The sequence below is a fragment of the Gemmatimonadota bacterium genome, assembly GCA_026705765.1.
Lineage (GTDB): Bacteria > Latescibacterota > UBA2968 > UBA2968 > UBA2968 > VXRD01.
Map to the genome: position 1 here is coordinate 14,575 of JAPPAB010000100.1, position 20,598 is coordinate 35,172.

The window sequence follows — 20,598 nt, forward strand, 5'->3', positions numbered from 1 at the left end:
ACTCGACTTTTTACGCGATTCCAAGGAAAAGATATGGACCAACGCGTTCTAAACAGCCCTGTTGAGGTTGTAGATCGCATTGAGAGCCTGGATGTGTTGCGCGGCTTTGCTGTGCTTGGCATCCTGGTCATGAATATCCAGTCATTTGCAATGCCTGGGGCGGCGTACCTGAATCCGACGGCTTACGGCGATCTCAATGGTATCAACTTTTTTACCTGGCTGGTTAGCTACCTGCTCGTTGATCAGAAGTTTATGTCAATCTTTTCAATGCTCTTTGGTGCCGGCATCTGCCTGTTTGCCGATCGCGCAGAGGCTCGCAGTGGTCGCTCCGCTGGCTTGCACTACCGCCGCACATTCTATCTGCTCGTCTTCGGCTTTGTGCATGCCTATTTTCTGTGGTCGGGCGATATATTGGTTGCCTACGCGCTTTGCGGCTCCGTCATCTTTCTTTTTAGGAATCGTTCGCCGCACACGCTGGTGGTCATCGGCCTCGCTGTTTTTGCAGTGGCGAGTGTGCTGTCCATCGTAATAGGTCTGACAACAGAGTTTATTCCCGAAAAAGATGTGGCGGATATCACAGCAACATGGGCACCGGATGCGGCCAAAATTGATGCGGAGTTGCTCGCTTATCGCAGCGGATGGTTCACACTGCAGGCACAACGAACCAGCGATACACTGGGAATGCACACGACGGTCCTGCCAATTGAAGTGTTTTGGCAATCCGCGGGTATCATGCTGCTGGGCATGGCCCTTTACCGCTGGCACATCCTGAGCGCAGTCCGCAATGACCGATTCTACTGCTGCCTCGCGCTCATTGGGTTCGGTGTGGGCTTGCCGGTTGTTGCTGCTGGAGCATGGTGGAATTTTGCGGCTGGATGGCACTGGGAGCGTTCGATGTTCCTTGGGTCGCAGTTCAACTATTGGGGAAGTCTCGCTATGGCATTTGGATACGTGGGCATTGTGATGTTGGCGGTTCGACGCGGATGGTTCTCCGCGTTACAGATGCGCCTGGCCGCTGCGGGTCGAATGGCGTTTACCAATTACATCGCACAAACGCTGATCTGCACGACTATTTTTTATGGGCATGGATTTGGGCTTTTCGGGCGGGTTGACCGCTGGCAACAGGCCATAGTTGTTATCGCTGTATGGGGCATCCAACTATGGTGGTCGCCGTTGCTGATGAGACGCTTTCGATATGGCCCATTGGAATGGTGTTGGCGGGCACTGACCTACTGGCGGATCCCGGGACGATAGCGCGAATTTTGCTTCACATGATTCTAAGGAGATGATATGGATAAACTCAAACTGGCCCTGATCGGTTGTGGCGGTATGGGGACGCGTCATTTGTATGGGTTGCGCGAACTGGCGAAGACGCCGTTTAATAATATTGAATTGTGCGCTTTGTGCGATCTCAATCGAGACAATGCAGAATTGGCTGCGAGAGAGGCCGAGCAGTTGCTCGGTTCAAAACCTCCTGTATTTACATCCATAGAAGAGATGGCGCAAGCGATTCCCGATTTGATGGCGGTTGATGTGGTCACTGATCCGTCGGTGCACCACACGGTGGTGTGTGAGGCTCTGGACCTGGGATTGCACGTGTTGGTTGAAAAACCTATGGCCATTTCTGTCAAAGCATGCCATGCTATGAATGAGGCGGCGGAGCGCAACGGGCGAAAACTGTCGGTTGCTGAAAATTATCGGCGCGATCCTTCGGCAAGGCTAACGCGTCATTTGTTGGATACCGGACGGATCGGAACGCCTTATATGGCGACGCTCCACGCCTTGCGCGGCGGTAATGAAATTTTTATTACGCCCTGGCGGCATTTAAAAGACCGCGGGGGACCCTTGATCGATATGGGGGTACACTATGCGGATCTGATTCGGTATCAACTCGGCGATGTGGTCGAGGTGTATGGCGATACGCGTCTGGTGGAGCCGGTGCGCAAAAAACAACAGTCTATTGGCGATCGGTATGAATTTTATCAGCAGCGTTTTCGCGCGATGCCCGACGAAGTGCCCGCTACGGCAGAAGATACGTCAATGGCGATGATGAAGATGGAAAGCGGCGTGATGGTGAGTTTTATTATGGGCGTTGGGGGGCACGGCGCCTGCCGCAGTCAGTTGATTTTAGGCGATAAAGGGTGTTTGCAGAGCTACGGGAGTCGCGGGAGTCAGGCGATATGGCAATCGGCAGATGGCGAGGTGAGAGATCAGAATGCGATTCTGAGTGCTGTTGACGATTTTGAATTGCATCCTCTCTTAGATCATTTTTTTCCCGCGAAAAACAGTGTGGGAGATCAGGCAGTGGATTGGAAATTGATCGCTTATGAACAATACGAACTCGCCTGTGCTGTTCTGGATGGTGAGCCGATAGAGGTCGATGGTATTGAGGGGATGAAGGATGTCGCGGCGATTTATGCGATTTGCGAGTCTGCTCGCGCAGGTCGCACTGTGACGGCAGCAGAGATCGAAAGCGGCGAGTTGTATGACTATCAGGCAGAGATTGATGCGGTGTTGAATATCAACACTTAAAATGGAGGAAAGACAGATGGTGATTCGCAATTGGCAAGATGCCACGCCCACAGTGGGCCATGAAACGGCGTTGATCTGGTCGATTTTCAGGCAGAAGGGGTCTGCTGGTTTGAGCGAGGAAGAAGCACCGATGTTGGCAGCATCGGGATTTACCCTGCATATGATGCAGAGCCGCAAGGCGGGCGATTATCACATGCACGATGACAAAGAACAGATTTATTATTTTACGCGCGGTCATGGCAAGATGAAGATCGATGACGAAATTTATCCCGTTGAGCCAGGCGATGCCGTGCATTTACCGCCTTATACGTATCACCAGTTAATCAATGACAGCGACGATTGGATTGAACACATCCTCGTGACTGTGCCGGTGGGTTAAGGATACAGAACGTATTTCAATCCCTCTTGTCGCTCTGCGCCATCAAATGCCTGTTCCCAATTTTCGAGTGGCAGCCTGTGGGATATGTATGCCGAGGGATCTATTGTTTTGGCGATGATCATTTCGAGGGCGCGCTGCCAACTGGGCCAGTTCTGGGCAATAGAACTGTGCACGGAAAGCTGTTTGTAGATGATTTTGCCCCAGTTCACTTCAACGGGATGTTCGATCAGCGCCACCTGTGTGAATGTGCCGAGGGGGCGTACGGCGTCGAGACATTGATCGATGGAGGCGGCAGCACCGGCACATTCGATGACAATGTCGGCGCCGTCGCGGTTGAGCGCGCGGACAAATTCGGATATATTTTTGCGCGTGACATCCACGGTGTGTTCTGCGCTTTTAGCCATAGCGAGGCGATGGGCGTCTCGGTCGGTTCCGCAGACAATAACGCGCCCGCCTGCGAGTCTGGCGAGGTCGGCGCATATCAGGCCAATGGGACCGGGACCCGAAACGAGTACCAGGTCGCCGGGTGCGATTTTTGTGTGAAAAAGAACGGCTTTGATGCAGCAAGCGAGGGGTTCAACAAGCGCGGCAGTGTCATAGGAGACGGATTCGGGAAGCGGGAAGGCGAGGTTTTGGGGGATGATGCAGTATTCGGCAAATCCACCGTCGCGCATGCTGCCAACGGATTTGCGCTGGGGACAAAAGAAAAATTCGCTTGCCCGACAATAGCGACAGTGACCACACGCGCCACTGGCTGTGGGAAGGACTGTGATGCGGTCGCCTGTTTTGATGCGGGTGACACTGGTGCCGACTTTGACGACTTCACCTGAGAGTTCATGGCAAAGCGTGACAGGTGGGCGAATGCCATAGCCGCCGTGGCGGATGTGGAGATCGGTGCCGCAGAGTCCGCCGCGCTGAACGGCGATTTTGATGTCGTCGGGGTGTTCGATATCCGGTTCTGGTATGTTGCATAAGGCGATGTGTCCGGGACCGGGTTTTAGTTTGCGTACAGCGCGCATGGTATTTGTGCAGGGCAGAGAATGGTATTTTTTGTTTACTTTGCTATTATGCACAATCTTTACAGGGTAGGCAATCACTGTTTGTTTTGCCCTATAGCTTGTGCAATACGCATTATTTCGATGTTTTGTCCGCGAGAAGGTTAGCGATGATCCGGAATATTCTGCATATAGGAATGGGTGTGGTCGTGGTCTTTTTGGGACTGGTCGCCCTGGTGGAGTTACTGGGGTATGTGACCTGGTACCTGATGCCCAGGGATGCGGAGTCGATGCAACAGGCGTCCGAGTTTGAGGCGATTATGGGCAGGCTGGTGCAAAGTCCCACGGAGGGAGCTATCCAGGTTGTGGTGCCAGATCGACATCCGAAGACCGCAAAAGCCGTGCATCGGGTGATGGAGTGGCCGGAAATAAGGGGACGGCGGTTTCGGGAAGCTCCTATGCTTCAAAAGAAGGTGGGGGTGGGTGAGTTGCCGCCGGTTGAGGAACGGTTACCGGAAAATCCATTGGTGATTGTGCCGCCCCATCAGAATGGGCCTTATGGAGGTACCTGGACGCGGTTTGCAACAGGACCGAGAGATATAGGTATTGTAGAGGCTCGGTTTGCCTATGAGGGACTGGTGAGATGGGATCCGATGGGTCAAAAAATTCTTCCCAATCTGGCAACGCACTGGGAGATATCCGATGGGGGACGGACGTACACGTTCTGGTTGCGAAAGGGGGTGCGCTGGTCAGATGGACATTCCTTTACGGTAGAGGATATTTTTTTCTGGCATGAAAATGTGTTGCGTAACGAGGAGTTGACACCGGTGGTGGCGCGGGATTTTCAGCGGGGCGGCGAGGTGATGGCGATGGAAAAAGTCGATGCTTACACCGTGCGTTTTCGCTTCAAGCGACCCAATGGTCTTTTCCTGAAATTGCTGGCCTGGGGACGAGGATACGAAATGTTGCGGTATCCGGCACATTATATGGCGCAGTTTCATCCGCGGTATGTGCCGGTGGAGAAATTAGAAACGATGGCTCGGGAACACGGTTTTGATTTCTGGCACCAGCTTTTTCAAGACAAGCGGGACTGGCGAAATCCGGATATTCCCAGGCTGTGGCCGTGGGTGGTCGTGGCACCGCCACCGGCTCGTCCTTCTGTGTTTGAGCGCAATCCCTATTATTGGAAGGTGGATCCAGAGGGGAACCAGCTTCCCTATATTGATCGTATGACTTTTGAGATTTACGACCGCGAGACGATCAATCTCAAAGCGATTAATGGGGAGATTGGGATGCAGGGGCGGCACATTCTGATCGAAAATTATTCTTTATTTATGGAGAATCAGTCGCGCGGAGGGTACCGGGTGCTGCACTGGATTACCGGAGGAACCGGCGGAGAGAGCGTTGCGCTGAATTTGAACCACAAGGATCCCGTGATGCGTGAGATTATATGGGATCGTCGGTTCCGCATCGCGCTGTCACACGCGATTGATCGAGAGGCGATTAACGAGGTCGGTGGGTTTGGTATCGGTCAGCCGAGGCAACCGGCACCTTTGCAAACGTCGGTGCATTATTCAGAGGCATTTGAAAAAGCATATATCGAATATGAACCGGATAAGGCCAATGCGCTTTTGGACGAGATGGGATTGGTGGAGAAAGATCCGTCCGGCATGCGGTTGCGTCCGGATGGCAAGCCGATCCGGGTGGCAATTGAAACGATGTCGATCAACAATCGGGTGCTGGAATTGGTGGCGAATTATTGGACGGCGGTGGGGGTGAAGACAGAGATCAAAGAGGAAGCCCGACAGCTTTATTACGAGCGAAGAAAGGCATTGATACACGATGCGGCAACTGCGGGGGGTGAGGTTCAGAACCCACTTTTGGAGCCGCGCCTGTTTGTTCCCTATAATGTGGGATCGAGCCACGCGATTGGGTTCACGCATTGGCTTTTGACCAATGGAAAACGGGGGGAGACACCCACGGGAGATATGCGGCGTTGCATTGAACTGTTCTGGCAGATTGAGGAGACGCCGGACGAGGCCGAACAGGTTCGGCTGTTTGGAGAGATTATAGAGCTGAACCGGAAAAATCTCTGGGTGATCGGAACAATCGGGAGTATGCCTTCGATTATGCTGGTACACAATACATTTCGGAATGTGCCGGAGGTCGCCATGGCTTCGTGGTCAGTCCGCACACCTGCGAATACAGCGGTTGAGTGTTATGCGATTGAGCCATAGCCTGTATTGGGGGGATTAATCGTTCAATGCCGAGAATTGGGCGGTTTGTTTAACCTTGCCATCGACAATGCCCATGTATCCAATTAGCATTTCGTCAAAGCTTTGCTCACCCCAGCGAACCGTTGCGGATGGGTCGGGGTTGAGTTTGTTTTTTGCCGAGTTGTCAAAGACGGCATGGCTGACTATGCGCGTTCCAGCGGGCAGGTGTTTAGGGGTTGAGAGGGCGTAGAATCGCTGCCAGTTGAACGTGTAATTTGGCACAGAGAGCAGGGGTTCGCTGGTTCCATCGGGATAATGTGCAACATAGCGGAAGCCCGCGCCCCGGAAGTGCATGTGGGGGAAGAAGGTGTAGAGCGTGACGTCCTGTTCGAAGATTTTTATGGATGAATCGCGATGGGCACTGGCATGCGGTGGGATTTTAATTTCGGTATTGGCGGGACCGACTACGCGGTGTTCGCGCAGGTTTTGGGCGTCGGTGAAATACAACCCCAGTTTGCTTTCATCCACTTCGGGACGTCCAGTGGTCGTATAGTGGAGTTGAAACTGGATTCTGCTCCCTTTGGGGAGTAGTTTTGCCGTGCCTTTGGGCAGCATGACACCGTCCATGCCCGGTACATAAGAGGCAAAGATGCCGTCTAACCACCGGTTCTTTTTGACGGTTTTCATTTTGTGCCCTTTGGGATAGATCAGGTGCGCCAGTGCGTGGTGCATGGCCGCGCGATTTCCCGGCAGAAATTCGGTGCCCCGCAATTGCATATCGCGGTCTATGGGTACGGTAATTTTGAGATAGCGATAGTCGATAATGCCGGTCGCGGGGATTTCCTGCCGTTCCAGTGCGATGACGAGGTCGGGTTCACCATAAGCCCAGGTTGTGGCGTGTGTCGGGTTTTCGGATAGGGGATCTGGCCCATCGCCGCGGGGCGATCCAGCTTCGATCCAGTGGACGAGGGTTTGTTCTTCTTGTTGTGTGAGAGACAGGTCGTTGTTGAATGTGCCTATGTGGGGGTCTGCATGCCATGGGGGCATGCGTCGGGTGCGTACGACTTCGCGCATCATTGGAGACCAGCCAGCGACTTCTTTGTAATCGGTCATGTCAAAGGGTGCTATACCGCCGGTTTGGTGACAGGTGACGCATTTGTTTTGCAAAATGGGCGCGACCTCTCTGGCATAAGAGATCTGTTTGTGTTGTGCGCGGTCTTTGCCCGGTAGGGCAATCAGGCAACCGGGTGATGCAGCGGCTTTGACGGCGATTTCTTCACCTTTGAGGTGGGCGATGAGCGCATCGGCGAGATAATGGTTGGATGCACTGGGTTTTTGCGCTTCGTAATTCAGACGATCGTCGATGGGGCCGCGGTAGAGGATGCGCCACGTTTTGGGATTGATGACAAGTGCTTCAGCCGTGCGGTGCAGGTCGAGCGATTCGGCGACGAGTTGTGTTTCGTCAATGAGGATGGGATAGTCGATGGAGAAGGCGTCGGCTTCTTCGCTTACGCTTTCGCGGTCGTCTTGTAAGTTGGCATTGAGCATTAAAAATTGTACGCCTTTGGACGCGTATTCATCGCGTATTGCGTTGAGGTCGTGCACAGCATTGCGCACAATTGGGCAACCATTGCCCTGGATGAATAAGACGATGGCAGATGCGTCTGAGTGTTCGTGGAGTGTGTGGAATTCGCCGTTCTGGTCATAAAGGCCAAAATCATCTGCGACAATATCCACGGATTGTGGTGTTTCGGGAATGGCAGAGCAGCCGATGAATAGGCAGGAGAGAATGTACAATAGGTGTTTCATTAGGGGATCCTTTACAAGAGTTAAAATTCTCTGCTTCGCAACAATTCCAGTACGCGTTCGAGGTCGTCATTGCTGTAAAATTCGATTTCGATTTTGCCTTTGGAGCCTCTGCGGCTGATGTTGACTGCTGTGCCAAAATAACGCTGGAGGTCTTCTTCGAGAAATAGCAGGTTGGGGTCTTTGGGTGGCGTGGATTTTTTTGGCGCGGTGTTTTCTTTGAGTGCTTTGACGAGGGCTTCTGTGCGGCGAACCGATAATTCCTGGGCAATAATCCGCTGGCATAAGGCTATTTGTTGATCCGCGTTGTCAAGGCCCAGCAGTGCGCGGGCGTGCCCTGCTGATATTTGTCCGGCTTGCAGTGCGTCGAGTACTTCGGGTGCCAATGCGAGGAGGCGCAAGGTGTTGGCAATGGTCGAGCGGTTTTTGCCCACATGTTCGGCAACTTCTTCCTGTGTGAGAAAACACTCCTCTATGAGCATGCGATAGGCTTTGGCTTCTTCAATAGGGCTGAGATTTTCCCGCTGGATGTTTTCAATCAGCGAGAGTTCCATCATTTCCTGGTCTGTTCCCACGTCCATAACAATCGCCGGTACGGCTGTGAGTTCAGCCTGACGCGCGGCGCGGAAACGACGCTCGCCTGCAATAAGTTGATAACCCGAGCCAAAGCGGCGTACGGAAACAGGCTGTATGATGCCTTTTTCGCGGATTGATTGCGCCAATTCTCCCACGGCTTTGGGATCGAATTCCGTGCGTGGCTGGTGGGGATTGGGTTCGATATCATCAATGGGTATTTCGATGATTTGCCGTTGGGTCTGTCCCGTGGGCGACGGGTCAATTTCCGGTGTGATTTTTTCGGTAGGAACTGTATCGGCTCCGGGAATCAGGGCGCCCAACCCCTTGCCGAGGGCATTGCGTTTAGCCATTGATGACCTCCCCGGCTAAGTTCATGTAGTTTTGCGCGCCGGTAGATATGATGTCGTAGAGGATGATGGGTTTACCAAAACTGGGTGCTTCGCCGAGTTTGACGTTGCGAGTGATAATTGTATTATAGACGCGGTCGCCAAAATGCGATTTGGTCTCTTCGGCAACCTGGCGCGCCAGATTGAGACGTCCGTCGTACATGGTGAGCAGTACGCCTTCGATGGCGAGGTGGGGGTTGAGGTGTTGTTGTACGAGGCGCAGGGTGTTGAGCAATTTGCTCAGGCCCTCGAGTGCGTAGTATTCGCATTGTATGGGAATGAGGACGGAGTCGGCTGCTGTCAGCGCGTTGAGCGTGAGCAATCCCAGTGAGGGGGGGCAGTCGATGATGATGAAGTCGTAGGTTTCGCGCGCTTGCAAGAGGGCATTTTTGAGGCGTTGTTCGCGCGAAATGATGGAGACCATTTCCACTTCGGCACCAGTGAGGCGAATGTGAGATGGCGCTATGCTGAGAAAGGGCAGGTCGCTCTGATAGATGACTTCCATTAAAGGTACGTCTTCGAGGAGTACTTCGTACACACAGGGCGTTTGTTCATCTACCTCAATGCCACATCCGCTGGACGCATTGGCCTGTGGGTCTATGTCGAGTAGCAGGGTTTTCTTTTCTGCAGTAGCCAGACACGCAGATAGGTTGACGGCTGTGGTGGTTTTGCCCACGCCGCCTTTCTGGTTGGCTATGGCAATGACCCGTGCAGACATCTGAAACCCCGTAAATTCACATAAAAATAAAAATATTCAAGTTCTCGAAATATAGTGTACGCACGGGGGAAAATCAAGCACGGGTGTTTGTTTTGCCTTGACATAGGTTGGGAAGTCGCAAATATTTATTTTTTCCCTGGGCCACGTGGATCGCCGCGAAGAGGGGCGTTGGGAAAACAATGTGTTCTGCCGTTAGTCTGGACACTTTGTTTTAGCTATAGAAGGCAGAAAATGAAAGTATTGCGTTCATACTCGAAAGAAAAAGTGGTTCATGCGTAATATCGTCTATATATCAATTCTAACCGCTTTGTCACTCGTTTGCCCACTAACGGCCCAGGCAGAGACCAGCTTGAGCGGTACGGTAACTGATTCGGACACTGGCGAGCCGTTGGCTGGGGCCGCTATTCGCCTCGTGGGCACCTTGCAGTGGAGATCCACGGACATGAAAGGTCAGTTCGTGTTTTCAGTTGTGCCTCCGGGTACTTACAAGGTGGAAATCAGCCTGATCGGTTATGTACCCCTCACCGAAACCGTGCAGGTGGTCTCTGGCGAGCAAGCTCGCTTGACCGTTGCTCTGACCCTCAACCCCGTGTATATGAACGAAGTGCTAGTCATGGGCGATCGGCCCTTTTCGGCGGCCTCCTCGCGGGCGGTGCGGCAATTCGATCTGCGCATCCGGCCCAACCGCACGGCCCATCAGATGCTGCAACTGGCACCTGGCCTTGTCATCGCCCAACACGGCGGCGGCGGAAAAGCCGAGCAGATCTTTTTGCGCGGCTTTGATGCGGACCATGGCACCGATGTGGCGATCTCGGTAGATGGGGTCCCCGTGAATATGGTCTCCCACGGACATGGACAAGGCTATGCCGACATGCATTTCCTCATTCCCGAAGTCGTTGAGGGGCTGGACGTCAGGAAAGGGCCGTACTTCGCCGCATTTGGCAATTTGGCTACCGCCGGAGCCGTTGCCTACCACACTCGCAATTATCTCGATGACAATGCCATTCATCTCGAAATCGGCGGGTTTAATACGATCCAATACACCATGCTCTACCAGGTTCCGCTGGCCGATATCGATCAAAGCATCTATTTCGCCGGCAAGTACTATCGCACTGATGGCCCGGTTGACCAGCCACAGGGTCTGCAGCGACTCAATATTTTCGGCAAGTACCACAACCAAATCTCTGACCGCTCTACCCTCACTGTGACCGGCAGCGGGTTCAGCTCGGCTTGGGACGCCTCTGGACAGATTCCCCAGCGGGCCGTAGCGCAGGGCCTCATTGACCGCTGGGGGGCGATTGATGATATGGAGGGCGGCACCACCGGACGTCAAGATTTCCATATCAATTTCCACGCCGAAGGGCCGGGCATCAGTTCCTTTGATCTACTGGCGTATTTGGTCAACTACCAGTTCAAACTGTTTTCCAATTTTACGTTCTTCCTCGACGATCCCGAGCGCGGCGACGGCATCGAACAAACCGATAACCGCCAAGTCGCTGGCATCAACAGCCGCTATACTTTCTATCACAACTTGGGCCCGTACTCGATCCATACGACACTGGGGGGCGGCCTGCGTGCCGATAATGCGGCCGTGGCGTTGTGGAAAAGCCCCGACCGCCAACGCCTAAACCCTCTGGTTGAGGCCGATGTAATAGAGCGCAACCTGTTCCTGTGGGGCCAACAGGAGATTGTCCTCACGCCGCGCCTGCAATTGGTGCTGGGGTTGCGCGGCGATTATTTTACCTTCAATGTTGACGACCACCTCGAAGGGCGTCCCACCGATCTGCCCCATGCCTCGGGCTTTGCCCACGCCGCCATTCTCAGTCCGAAAGCGGCCCTGGTGTATAGTCCCAGTCGCATCTTAGATCTTTTTGCCAATTTTGGCACCGGATTTCACTCTAACGACGCCCGCAACAACGTTATCGATGCCCGGGCTTCACAGATTCTTCGGACCATGCGGCGCGATGGACAAAGCGAGGCTGACATTGCTGCGGAGTTGACAGGGCGATACATTGATCCGGGACATCTCGAAGAAGGCACCCTGCCCCGGGCTGTGGGGGCCGAAACAGGTCTTCAGGCTCGGTTGTTCAACCAATTGAATTTGGGAGCGGCACTGTGGTGGATGGACCTGGAAAGCGAATTTGTTTTTGTCGGCGATGCTGGCACCACGGAAGCCAGTGGGAAAACCCGGCGGGCGGGACTGGATATGGAAGCCCGTCTCCAAATACACCCCTCGCTGTGGGCGGATATCGATCTCAATCTCGCTCAAGGTGAGGCTGTAAATGAACCAGAAGGTGCCAACGAGATTCCGCTGGCTCCCAACCTGACCTCTACTGGCGGCTTGACATGGCGTCATCCCACGGGCCTGGAAGGCAGCTTGCGCTACCGCCATATTGGCAACCGACCTGCCAACGAGGATGGTAGCATCACGGCCACTGGCTATACCGTGGTTGATTTCAATGGCGTCTATCGCCGAGGGGTCTGGAGGCTCAATTTGGGCGTCGAGAACGTGTTGAATACGACTTGGAGCGAAGCGCAATTCGACACGGAATCGCGCCTACAGGACGAAGTAGAACCTGTCTCGGAGATCCACTTCACTCCGGGAAATCCCATCAATATGCGGCTGGGAGTGAGTTTTATGTTTTAGCAATATCTTTGAAAACTGCAGCGTCGTTTGACGACATACATACACGAGTGCCCGCCTCCTCAATGGAAGCGGGCACTGTTGTGTACAAAATAGGAGATTAATCTTCCAGTGCAGCGTGGGCGGCTGCGAGGCGGGCGATGGGTACGCGGAAGGGAGAGCAGGAGACGTAGTCCATGCCGATGTTGTGGCAGAAGTGTACAGAGGACGGATCGCCGCCGTGTTCGCCGCAGATGCCCACTTTGAGGTCGCCGCGGGCGCCGCGTCCGTTTTTGGTGCCGAGTTCGACGAGTTGTCCCACACCGGTCTGGTCGAGGGTCTGGAAGGGATCGTTTTCGAGGATGCCCTTTTCGACGTATTCGCCCAGGAATTTGCCGGCGTCATCGCGCGAGTAACCATAGGTCATTTGCGTGAGATCATTGGTGCCAAACGAGAAAAACTCTGCGTGTTCGGCAATTTCGGCAGCGGTGAGGGCAGCGCGGGGGATTTCGATCATGGTGCCAATGAGATACGCGACGCGCTTGCCGGTTTCGCTTTCCACTGCGCGAGCCACGCGGTCTGTCATGATTTTGAGTTCGGTAAATTCTTTGACCGCGCCCACGAGTGGGATCATGATTTCGGGAACAGCTTTGGATCCCACATTGGCGGCGGCTTCGAGGATGGCGCGCACCTGCATTTCGTAAATTTCTGGATAGGTGATGCCCAGCCGACAGCCGCGGTGCCCGAGCATGGGATTAAATTCGTTGAGGGATTCGACCTTGTCCTGAATCACGCGCAACGAGGTATCGAGTCGCCTTGCCATTTCCTCTTGCTGGTCGCTCTCGTGAGGGAGAAACTCGTGCAGGGGAGGATCGAGCAGGCGAACGGTTACGGGCAGCCCTGCCATGGCATTGAAAATGCCTTCAAAATCGCCGCGCTGGATGGGCAACAGCTTTTCGAGGGCGCGACGGCGGCCTTCTTCATCATCGGCGAGAATCATTTCGCGCACGATATTGATGCGGTCGCCTTCAAAGAACATGTGTTCCGTGCGACACAGGCCAATGCCTTCGGCGCCAAAGTCGCGCGCAACAGCCGAATCGTGTGGTGTGTCAGCATTGGTGCGCACATCGAGCGTGCGAATCTCGTCGGCCCAGCTCATCAAGGTGGCAAAATCACCCGAGAGTTCAGGCTCTTGTGTGGGGACCTGGCCGAGCATGACTTCACCCGTAGAGCCGTCAATGGAGACCCAGTCGCCGCCTTTGACCACCGTATCACCGACGGAGAATTGATTCGCTGTGTAGTCGATGACGAGGTCGCCACAACCAGCTACACAGCATTTGCCCATGCCGCGAGCAACCACAGCGGCGTGCGAGGTCATGCCCCCGCGTGCGGTGAGAATGCCCTGTGCGGCGTTCATGCCGCCGATATCTTCAGGCGAGGTTTCAAGACGCACCAGCAGAACATGCTCGCCCTGTTCGGCGGCTTCTTCGGCTTCTTCGGCGAGAAAGACGACCTTTCCCGAGGCAGCACCCGGTGAAGCGGGTAATCCCGTAGCCAAGACATTGCGTTCAACTGAAGGATCGAATGTGGGGTGCAGGAGTTGGTCGAGTTGTTCGGGGTCCACGCGCTGCACGGCTTCGTTTTGGGTGATCAGTCCTTCGTTGACCATGTCAACGGCAATTTTGACGGCGGCAGCGGCTGTGCGCTTGCCACCTCGGGTTTGTAGCATCCAGAGTTTGCCCTGTTGCACTGTAAATTCGATGTCCTGCATGTCCCGATAGTGCTTTTCGAGTGTTTGATAGATGCCTTCGAGTGTTTGATAGGCTTCGGGAAGTCTGCCCGCCAGGAGATCTACGGGTTCGGGCGTGCGCACGCCTGCGACCACGTCTTCGCCCTGTGCGTTGGTGAGAAATTCCCCGTAAAATGTGTTTTCACCCGTGGATGGGTCGCGCGTAAATGCAACGCCTGTGGCGCAGTCATCGCCCATGTTGCCATAGACCATGGACTGTACGTTGACGGCTGTTCCCCAGTCTCCAGGGATATTTTCCAGACGCCGATAAGTGATGGCGCGATCCGCCTGCCAGGATCCAAATACCGCGCCAATACCACCCCAGAGTTGCTCGATGGGGTCGGTGGGGAAATTTTGTCCCGTGCGCGTTTTGACGATGTCTTTGAACATATCGACGAGGGTTTTGAGGTCCTCTACGGTCATGTCGAGGTCGTCTTCGATGCCGCGCTTTTCTTTTACTTCCTCAATAGCGGCTTCAAAGGGGTCTATTTCGAGGCCCTCAGGAGCTACGCCCATTACCACATCGCCATAGGTCTGGATGAAGCGGCGATAAGAGTCCCATCCAAAACGCGGGTTGTTGCTTTTGGCGATGAGGCCTTCTGTGATTTCATCATTGAGGCCGAGGTTGAGTACGGTTTCCATCATGCCGGGCATGGAGACGCGCGCACCCGAGCGCACGGAGAGAAGCAATGGGTTTGTCGCATCGCCGAATTTGCTGCCCATAACATTTTCGAGTTTGGCAACGTTGTCCATTACCTGTTTTTCAAGTGCGTCGGGATATTGTTTGTCGTGATCGTAATAATATGTGCAAACCTCGGTGGTGATGGTAAATCCAGCAGGCACGGGAATACCCAGGCCCGACATTTCTGCGAGGTTCGCGCCTTTGCCACCGAGCAAGTTGCGCATTTCTGCAGAGCCTTCGGCGTTGCCATCGCCAAAGAAATAGACGTATTTTTCTTCTTGTTTTGCTGTTGCCATTGCGTCCTCCAAAGGGGTTCAAATCGGGGCACGACAGTGTGCCCCCGGGATATTTTGGCAGGAAAAAATATAATAGGGTAAAAAAACGAGCAAGGATTTTGTTGGAATTGAGAAGGAAAAGGTGGGCTGACTACTCATTACTGATGGTATCGGGCTGTGAGGCATTGGTGGTATCGGGTTGTGGGATACTAATAGTATCGGGTTGTGGCGTATTGATGGTGTTGGGCTGTGAGGTTTGGATTGAATCAATCAATGATTTTACCTGATTGAACTGGGTGTTGCTTTCCCAGCCGAGGATGGTTTGCAAAATGCTGCGACGCCCCACGTAGATACGCAAATCAGCGGTAGATCCAAAGCTCAGGGCAATGGGGGTTTGCTTGACGGCGACTTCCAGACCAAAGGTGCGAACATTGCCTTCGTGGATGGCATACCCATGGACTTCGGACACTTCGCCATGACCGACAAATCCCTCGCGGTCAGTGAAGAGATTGCTCAATATTTCGACGGGTTGACCGGGGCGCACTTTCCAGGCACTGGTTTCGGGCATCCAGGCACCGATGACTGTCCCTTCACCTTCTCCTGCGATGATCATGACAATGGCTCCCTGACTGGCCTGCATGCCCGGATAGAGATCCTGGCGGGCTACCACGCCACTGACTGGCGCACGCAAGGTGGCGCGTTCGAGGGCTTCGCGCGCGGCTTCGAGATTGTGTTTTGCCTTGTCCAGAGATGCCTGGGTTTGACGCACTGCTGCTTCGGCCTGTTGAATTTCAGCGGGCAGGGGACCGCGTCTTACCAGATTGAGATTTTCGAGTTCGACTTTTAAGCTGGCTTCAGCCAGGTCGTAATTGGTTTTGGCGCGTTCGTAGTCTTCCTGGCTGAAGAGCCGCTGGCCTTCATAGAGAGCCTGGGCGCGTTTGAGGTCCTGTTGCCGAGCCGTGAGATTAATGCGCGCTTGCTCAACGCGCGATTCGGCTATTTTGAGTTCTTCGGGGGTTGGCTGTGCGCGCAGCAGGGCAAGCCGTGCCTGTGCGGCTTCGAGATTGGCGATTTCCCGTTTGATTTCTTGTTCGGCGGTTGCTGCTGCCGCTCTCAAATTGCCGTCGTAGAGTCGGGCGACGGGTTGACCGGCTATGACGGAGTCACCGGGTTCTGCGAGGATTTCGTGGATGTCCTGGCTCATGGGCGAGTTGATATATATTTTGTCTCCCGGTTCTACAATGCCTTGAGCCATCACAATATCGTCAATCTGGATCAGTGCGAGGGCGAGTGCAATGGCCCCAATCACACCGAAGACCCAGAGTAGCCATTTGACGATTCTGCCTTTTCGGCGACGGCGCATCATGGGATTATTTTTTCCCTTTTGCTTGACAGATTTTGGGAGAATGGTATATTTTCCCATTCTCAACCAAAATTCTGGATGGGCGCGTAGCTCAGGCGGTAGAGCAACGGCCTTTTAAGCCGTGGGTCGCAGGTTCGAATCCTGCCGCGCTCACTATTACAAAATGGCCCTGAATCACAATAATTTCAGGGCTTTTTTTGCGCCCATTGCGAGTAAAGATAGTAAATAAATCTATTATATTGTTTTGCAAAGGTCAAGAAAGTTATAAATAAAAATAATGATTTGGAACCGCGATATTGCGCGACAACTTGACATCACAACGGGTATTAAATATATTGTGAATCAACGAACTCAAGAATAGGAGATGTTTGTGCTTACCCGAGAAAAATTAAACGCGCAATCCCTGGCTCTTGAAACGGCACCTCTGGAAGATATTTTGATCTGGGCATGGGAGACGCTGGGTTCCCGCGTGGCGTTTGGTACTGCTTTTGGTGCCAGTGGCATGGTTTTGCTCGACGTGATGCAAAAGGTTGCGCCGCAAATTCCCGTATTTACAATTGACACGGGTTTTCTGTTTCCCGAGACCCTGAGTTTGATCGACCGCGTGGAGGCGCGCTATGGGATTGAGATTGAGCGGGTGCATTCTCGTTTGAGTGTTGAAGAGCAAGCGCGTGATTACGGTGATGAACTCTACAGACGGGATGCCGACCGGTGTTGCTGGCTGCGGAAAGTCGAGCCTTTGCAGCGCAAGTTGTCCCAGTTGAATGGCTGGATTAACAGCCGCCGGCGAGATCAGAGCGATACCCGCAGCCAAATTCCCATTCTGGAATACTATGAAACAGATGGGCGCGCGTTGCTCAAATTGAATCCCATGGCTCCGTGGACGCGCAAACAGGTCTGGGATTATATTGTCGAACACGATGTGCCCTATAATCCCTTGATGGATCAGGGCTTTGCCACGATAGGATGCTGGCCCTGTACTAAAGCTGTGGATGGATGTGTAGATGAACGCGCCGGTCGCTGGGCGGGTTCGGATAAGACGGAGTGCGGTATTCACACCTTTTTACAGCCTATTGATGCGGCGGTTAATGCCGTGCCTGTTGAATCTTGACATAATGTCGAAAATAGTATTATTTGGATGTAATCGCGGCCCTCTCGTGGGGTCGTTTTTGGTTTATGGAAGCGCGTGGGCGATACTAATTTCTTGATAATAACGGCTAAAGGCCATTTATGCGTAGCAAAAAGCTATCAAAGCGTTCTGGTATCCGACATTCAGTTCTCGGCGCGATAGGCAATACGCCGCTGTTGCGTATCCGGGAATTGGATGACAAGATCAATCCCGAGGTTGAAATCTGGGCGAAGTTGGAGATGTTTAACCCGGGCGGATCGGTCAAGGATCGCCCCGCTTTGCAGATGATTGAAGATGCTGAAAAAGCGGGTGTGCTCACGCCGGAGAAAGTGATTCTGGATTCGACTTCGGGCAATACGGGTATTGCGTATGCGATGATCGGCGCGGCAAAGGGATACCGCGTCGAGTTGGTTATGCCCGAGAGCGTGAGCATTGAGCGGCGATACGTCATTCAGTCTTATGGGGCTGATCTGGTGTTGAGCGATCCTCTCGAAGGCTCAGATGGTGCGATTTTGAAATGTCGAGAACTTCTGGCTTCAAATCCCGATTTGTATTACAAACCCGATCAGTACAATAATCCGTCCAATTCCAGGGCGCATTATTTGCACACAGCACCGGAAATCTGGTCGCAGACCCAGGGCAGGGTGACGCATTTTGTGGCGACGTTGGGCACGAGTGGTACTGTTATGGGTACTGGCAGAGGTCTGAAGGCATTTAATCCCGATGTGCAGATTATTGCCGTTGAGCCACCCGAATTTCACGGGATTGAGGGTCTGAAAAATATGGATGTGTCTATTGTGCCCGGTATTTACGATCCATCGGTTTGGGACCAGAAGATTCGGATTGAAACAGAAGATGCGTATGATATTGCGCGGTGGTTGACGCGAGATATGGGTCTGCTGGTGGGACAGTCTTGTGGTGCGGCGATGGCCGCTGCTCTAAGAGTTGCCGAGACTCTCGATAAAGGGGTCATCGTCACGCTGTTTCCCGATAGCGGGGAAAAGTATATGAGTACGCCCCTGTGGCGGCTCGATTCTATGGGGTAGCGATGTTTGACAAAGCGATTTGGGATGCCATGTTTGTCCACGCACAGCGGGAATATCCGGCTGAATGTTGTGGTATTGTGACCGAAGATGCTTCGGGGGTGCAGACGATTCATCCGTGTGAGAATATCCAGGACAAGTTGCACGCTGCCGATCCCGAGACCCATCCGCGTACTTCCAGGACGGCCTATCGCATGAACGATATGCATGTGATGAAAATCCAATCGGAGGCGGAACAAGCGGGCGGGCGGATTGTCGCGATCTATCATTCGCATATCGATGTGGATGCTTATTTTTCTCAAGAGGATCAAGATGCGGCGACATTTTTTGGTGAACCAGCCTATCCGGGCGTGGTTTATCCCATTATTCCCGTAAAAAATGCCCGGGTGGATGTCGGCGGAGAAAAAGTTTTTCAATGGCGTGATTCGTCGTCAAAATTTGAGGAAGTGGAGATTAAGTAAAAAATAAAAAAGGAGGTAACAAATGGCTGTAACAGTTCGGATTCCAACGCCTCTGCGCAAGTTTACAGGTGATCAATCCGATGTAGAAGTGCAGGGCGCGACGGTTGGGGAAGCTCTCGATAATCTCGAAGCACAGCATGCGGGTATTAAGGAGCACATGGTCGATGAGTCGGGTGCTATTCGACGCTTTGTCAATGTGTATGTCAACGAAGAGGATATTCGTTTTCTGGATGGACCCGATACTGATCTCAGAGATGGCGATCAGGTGACTATTGTGCCTGCGATTGCCGGCGGGTGTTCCTTTTAATCGGTAAGATATCTGACTTATGATGCACATTTCCGCTAAAGGTGACTACGGTTTGCGCGCGGTCTTAGACCTGTGTTTGCACGATGGGGAAGGGCCAGTTTTGCGTACCGATATCGCTGCACGGCAAAATATCCCCGCAGCGTATTTGGTACAGTTGCTCAATCTTTTGCGAAAAGCCGGTTTGGTTCACAGTATTCGCGGTCCCAAAGGCGGACATGTGTTGTTGAAACGTCCGGATGAACTGACTGTGGAAGAGGTACTGGCTGCTCTGGAGGGACCTGTCAATTTGGTGGATAAGCGCGAGAAGGCTGAAGATGTGGGAACAGATGTGCTCAATGACGTGTGGGAAGCTGTGGGAACCGCTGTACACGATGTCCTGTCATCGGTGACATTTGACGATTTGTGTCGAAAGTATCGGGCGCGTCAGATGCCTGTCACATTCCGGATTTGATTATGGATGGCGCGAAAACCGGACATACGATTCTGGATCTGGTGGGCAATACGCCCATGGTACAGCTAAACTCAGTCGGGCCTGTAAATGGTGCGCAGATTTGGGCGAAATTGGAATTTTTTAATCCGGCGGGTAGTGTGAAAGATCGCACGGCTCTCGCTATGGTCGAGGCAGCAGAAAAAAATGGGCAACTCAAACCCGGTATGACCATTGTGGAACCGACCAGTGGCAATACGGGTATTGGCCTTGCTATGGTGGCTGCGATAAAAAATTACCGGCTGATCATTACCATGCCGGAAGGAGTCAGCGACGAGCGCACCCGATTGCTCAAAGCTTATGGCGCCGAGGTTGTGCTAACATCCGCTCGCGAGGGGATGCGCGGCGCGATTGAAAAAGCGTGGACGCTTAAGGACAAAAATTGTTTTATTCCGATGCAGTTTGAAAATCCCGCCAATCCCGAGATTCACCGGCAGACTACCGCCCGCGAGATGATTTCACAACTCGAGGGCGTTCCCGATGCTTTTGTCGCAGGTGTGGGAACGGGTGGGACCGTGACTGGCGTGGGCGAAGTTTTTAAGCAAGTGCGATCAGATGTCATAGTCGTCGGGGTAGAGCCAGGGGATTCTGCAGTGCTATCGGGTGGAGAACCCGGCCCTACAGAGATCGATGGCCTGGGCGCGGGCATGATTCCGGATGTGCTGAATACGGAGATACTGGATCGCGTGATTGCCGTATCCAATTCGGATGCGCGCAAGATGTCAAAGCGCCTGGCGCGAGAAGAGGGCTTGCTGGTGGGGATTTCGTCGGGTGCAGCAGCACATGCAGCCGTTGTTGTCGCTTCAGCGATGAGACCTCAACAGACGGTCG

17 protein-coding genes and 1 tRNA gene are annotated in these 20,598 nt (G+C 53.4%); 12 read left to right on the top strand and 6 right to left on the bottom strand.

The window, feature by feature from the left end; all coding sequences use genetic code 11:
• Positions 1 to 33: 33 nt before the first annotated feature.
• From OXH16_13225 to OXH16_13235, 3 genes are read left to right on the top strand one after another with little or no spacing between them, the layout of a single operon-like run.
• Positions 34 to 1,254, top strand: coding sequence for a DUF418 domain-containing protein (locus tag OXH16_13225; protein MCY3682357.1), 1,221 nt, complete (start codon positions 34 to 36; stop codon positions 1,252 to 1,254).
• A 36-nt stretch (positions 1,255 to 1,290) separates the two neighbouring features.
• Positions 1,291 to 2,532, top strand: coding sequence for a Gfo/Idh/MocA family oxidoreductase (locus OXH16_13230; GenBank protein MCY3682358.1), 1,242 nt, complete (start codon positions 1,291 to 1,293; stop codon positions 2,530 to 2,532).
• Between the two features lie 16 nt (positions 2,533 to 2,548).
• Entirely contained in the window at positions 2,549 to 2,911 is a 363-nt protein-coding gene (locus OXH16_13235) for a cupin domain-containing protein (protein MCY3682359.1), read from the top strand.
• On the opposite strand, the gene OXH16_13240 is transcribed toward OXH16_13235, so the two are convergent.
• Positions 2,908 to 3,930 carry an alcohol dehydrogenase catalytic domain-containing protein gene (locus OXH16_13240; GenBank protein ID MCY3682360.1) on the bottom strand — a complete coding sequence of 341 codons (1,023 nt, stop codon included), beginning with the start codon at positions 3,928 to 3,930 and terminating at the stop codon, positions 2,908 to 2,910. The two genes, OXH16_13235 and OXH16_13240, sit on opposite strands and share 4 nt — an antisense overlap.
• A gap of 146 nt (positions 3,931 to 4,076) precedes the next feature.
• Here OXH16_13240 and OXH16_13245 point away from each other — a divergent pair, with 146 nt between their 5' ends.
• Complete coding sequence (locus OXH16_13245; protein MCY3682361.1) at positions 4,077 to 6,143, top strand: ABC transporter substrate-binding protein; 2,067 nt, start codon at positions 4,077 to 4,079, stop codon at positions 6,141 to 6,143.
• Between the two features lie 15 nt (positions 6,144 to 6,158).
• On the opposite strand, the gene OXH16_13250 is transcribed toward OXH16_13245, so the two are convergent.
• From OXH16_13250 to OXH16_13260, 3 genes are read right to left on the bottom strand one after another with little or no spacing between them, the layout of a single operon-like run.
• Positions 6,159 to 7,931, bottom strand: a complete 1,773-nt coding sequence (locus OXH16_13250) for a redoxin domain-containing protein (protein ID MCY3682362.1) — start codon at positions 7,929 to 7,931, stop codon at positions 6,159 to 6,161.
• Between the two features lie 20 nt (positions 7,932 to 7,951).
• A complete protein-coding gene (locus OXH16_13255) occupies positions 7,952 to 8,854 on the bottom strand; it encodes a ParB/RepB/Spo0J family partition protein (GenBank protein ID MCY3682363.1) in 903 nt (300 codons plus the stop codon).
• On the bottom strand, positions 8,847 to 9,608 hold the full coding sequence (locus OXH16_13260; GenBank protein ID MCY3682364.1) for an AAA family ATPase: 762 nt from the start codon (positions 9,606 to 9,608) through the stop codon (positions 8,847 to 8,849). Before OXH16_13260 ends, OXH16_13255 begins: the two co-directional genes overlap by 8 nt.
• 271 nt (positions 9,609 to 9,879) lie before the next feature.
• Between OXH16_13260 and OXH16_13265 the strand changes: the two genes are divergently transcribed.
• Positions 9,880 to 12,255, top strand: a complete 2,376-nt coding sequence (locus OXH16_13265) for a TonB-dependent receptor (GenBank protein ID MCY3682365.1) — start codon at positions 9,880 to 9,882, stop codon at positions 12,253 to 12,255.
• Between the two features lie 97 nt (positions 12,256 to 12,352).
• Here the strand turns inward: OXH16_13265 and ppdK are convergent, their stop codons facing one another.
• Together ppdK and OXH16_13275 are read right to left on the bottom strand one after the other, a co-directional pair.
• Positions 12,353 to 14,998, bottom strand: a complete 2,646-nt coding sequence (gene ppdK / locus OXH16_13270) for a pyruvate, phosphate dikinase (GenBank protein ID MCY3682366.1) — start codon at positions 14,996 to 14,998, stop codon at positions 12,353 to 12,355.
• A gap of 130 nt (positions 14,999 to 15,128) precedes the next feature.
• On the bottom strand, positions 15,129 to 16,343 hold the full coding sequence (locus OXH16_13275) for an HlyD family efflux transporter periplasmic adaptor subunit (GenBank protein ID MCY3682367.1): 1,215 nt from the start codon (positions 16,341 to 16,343) through the stop codon (positions 15,129 to 15,131).
• 77 nt (positions 16,344 to 16,420) lie between these two features.
• On the opposite strand from OXH16_13275, the gene OXH16_13280 reads away from it, so the two are divergent.
• The 7 genes from OXH16_13280 to cysK form a co-directional block, all read left to right on the top strand.
• Positions 16,421 to 16,493 (top strand) — tRNA-Lys (locus tag OXH16_13280).
• A gap of 217 nt (positions 16,494 to 16,710) precedes the next feature.
• Positions 16,711 to 17,451: a phosphoadenylyl-sulfate reductase gene (locus OXH16_13285; protein ID MCY3682368.1), complete on the top strand. Its 741-nt coding sequence runs from the start codon at positions 16,711 to 16,713 to the stop codon at positions 17,449 to 17,451.
• A gap of 119 nt (positions 17,452 to 17,570) precedes the next feature.
• The gene (locus tag OXH16_13290) at positions 17,571 to 18,515 is read left to right on the top strand and encodes a cysteine synthase family protein (protein MCY3682369.1); all 945 of its coding nucleotides are present in this window, start codon (positions 17,571 to 17,573) and stop codon (positions 18,513 to 18,515) included.
• The gene (locus OXH16_13295; protein MCY3682370.1) at positions 18,491 to 18,973 is read left to right on the top strand and encodes a M67 family metallopeptidase; all 483 of its coding nucleotides are present in this window, start codon (positions 18,491 to 18,493) and stop codon (positions 18,971 to 18,973) included. Before OXH16_13290 ends, OXH16_13295 begins: the two co-directional genes overlap by 25 nt.
• Before the next feature lie 22 nt (positions 18,974 to 18,995).
• The gene (locus OXH16_13300; GenBank protein ID MCY3682371.1) at positions 18,996 to 19,280 is read left to right on the top strand and encodes a MoaD/ThiS family protein; all 285 of its coding nucleotides are present in this window, start codon (positions 18,996 to 18,998) and stop codon (positions 19,278 to 19,280) included.
• Between the two features lie 19 nt (positions 19,281 to 19,299).
• Positions 19,300 to 19,731, top strand: coding sequence for an Rrf2 family transcriptional regulator (locus OXH16_13305; protein ID MCY3682372.1), 432 nt, complete (start codon positions 19,300 to 19,302; stop codon positions 19,729 to 19,731).
• Between the two features lie 2 nt (positions 19,732 to 19,733).
• Positions 19,734 to 20,598, top strand: an 865-nt coding sequence (gene cysK / locus OXH16_13310; protein MCY3682373.1) for a cysteine synthase A, incomplete at its 3' end; no start/stop codon positions are given.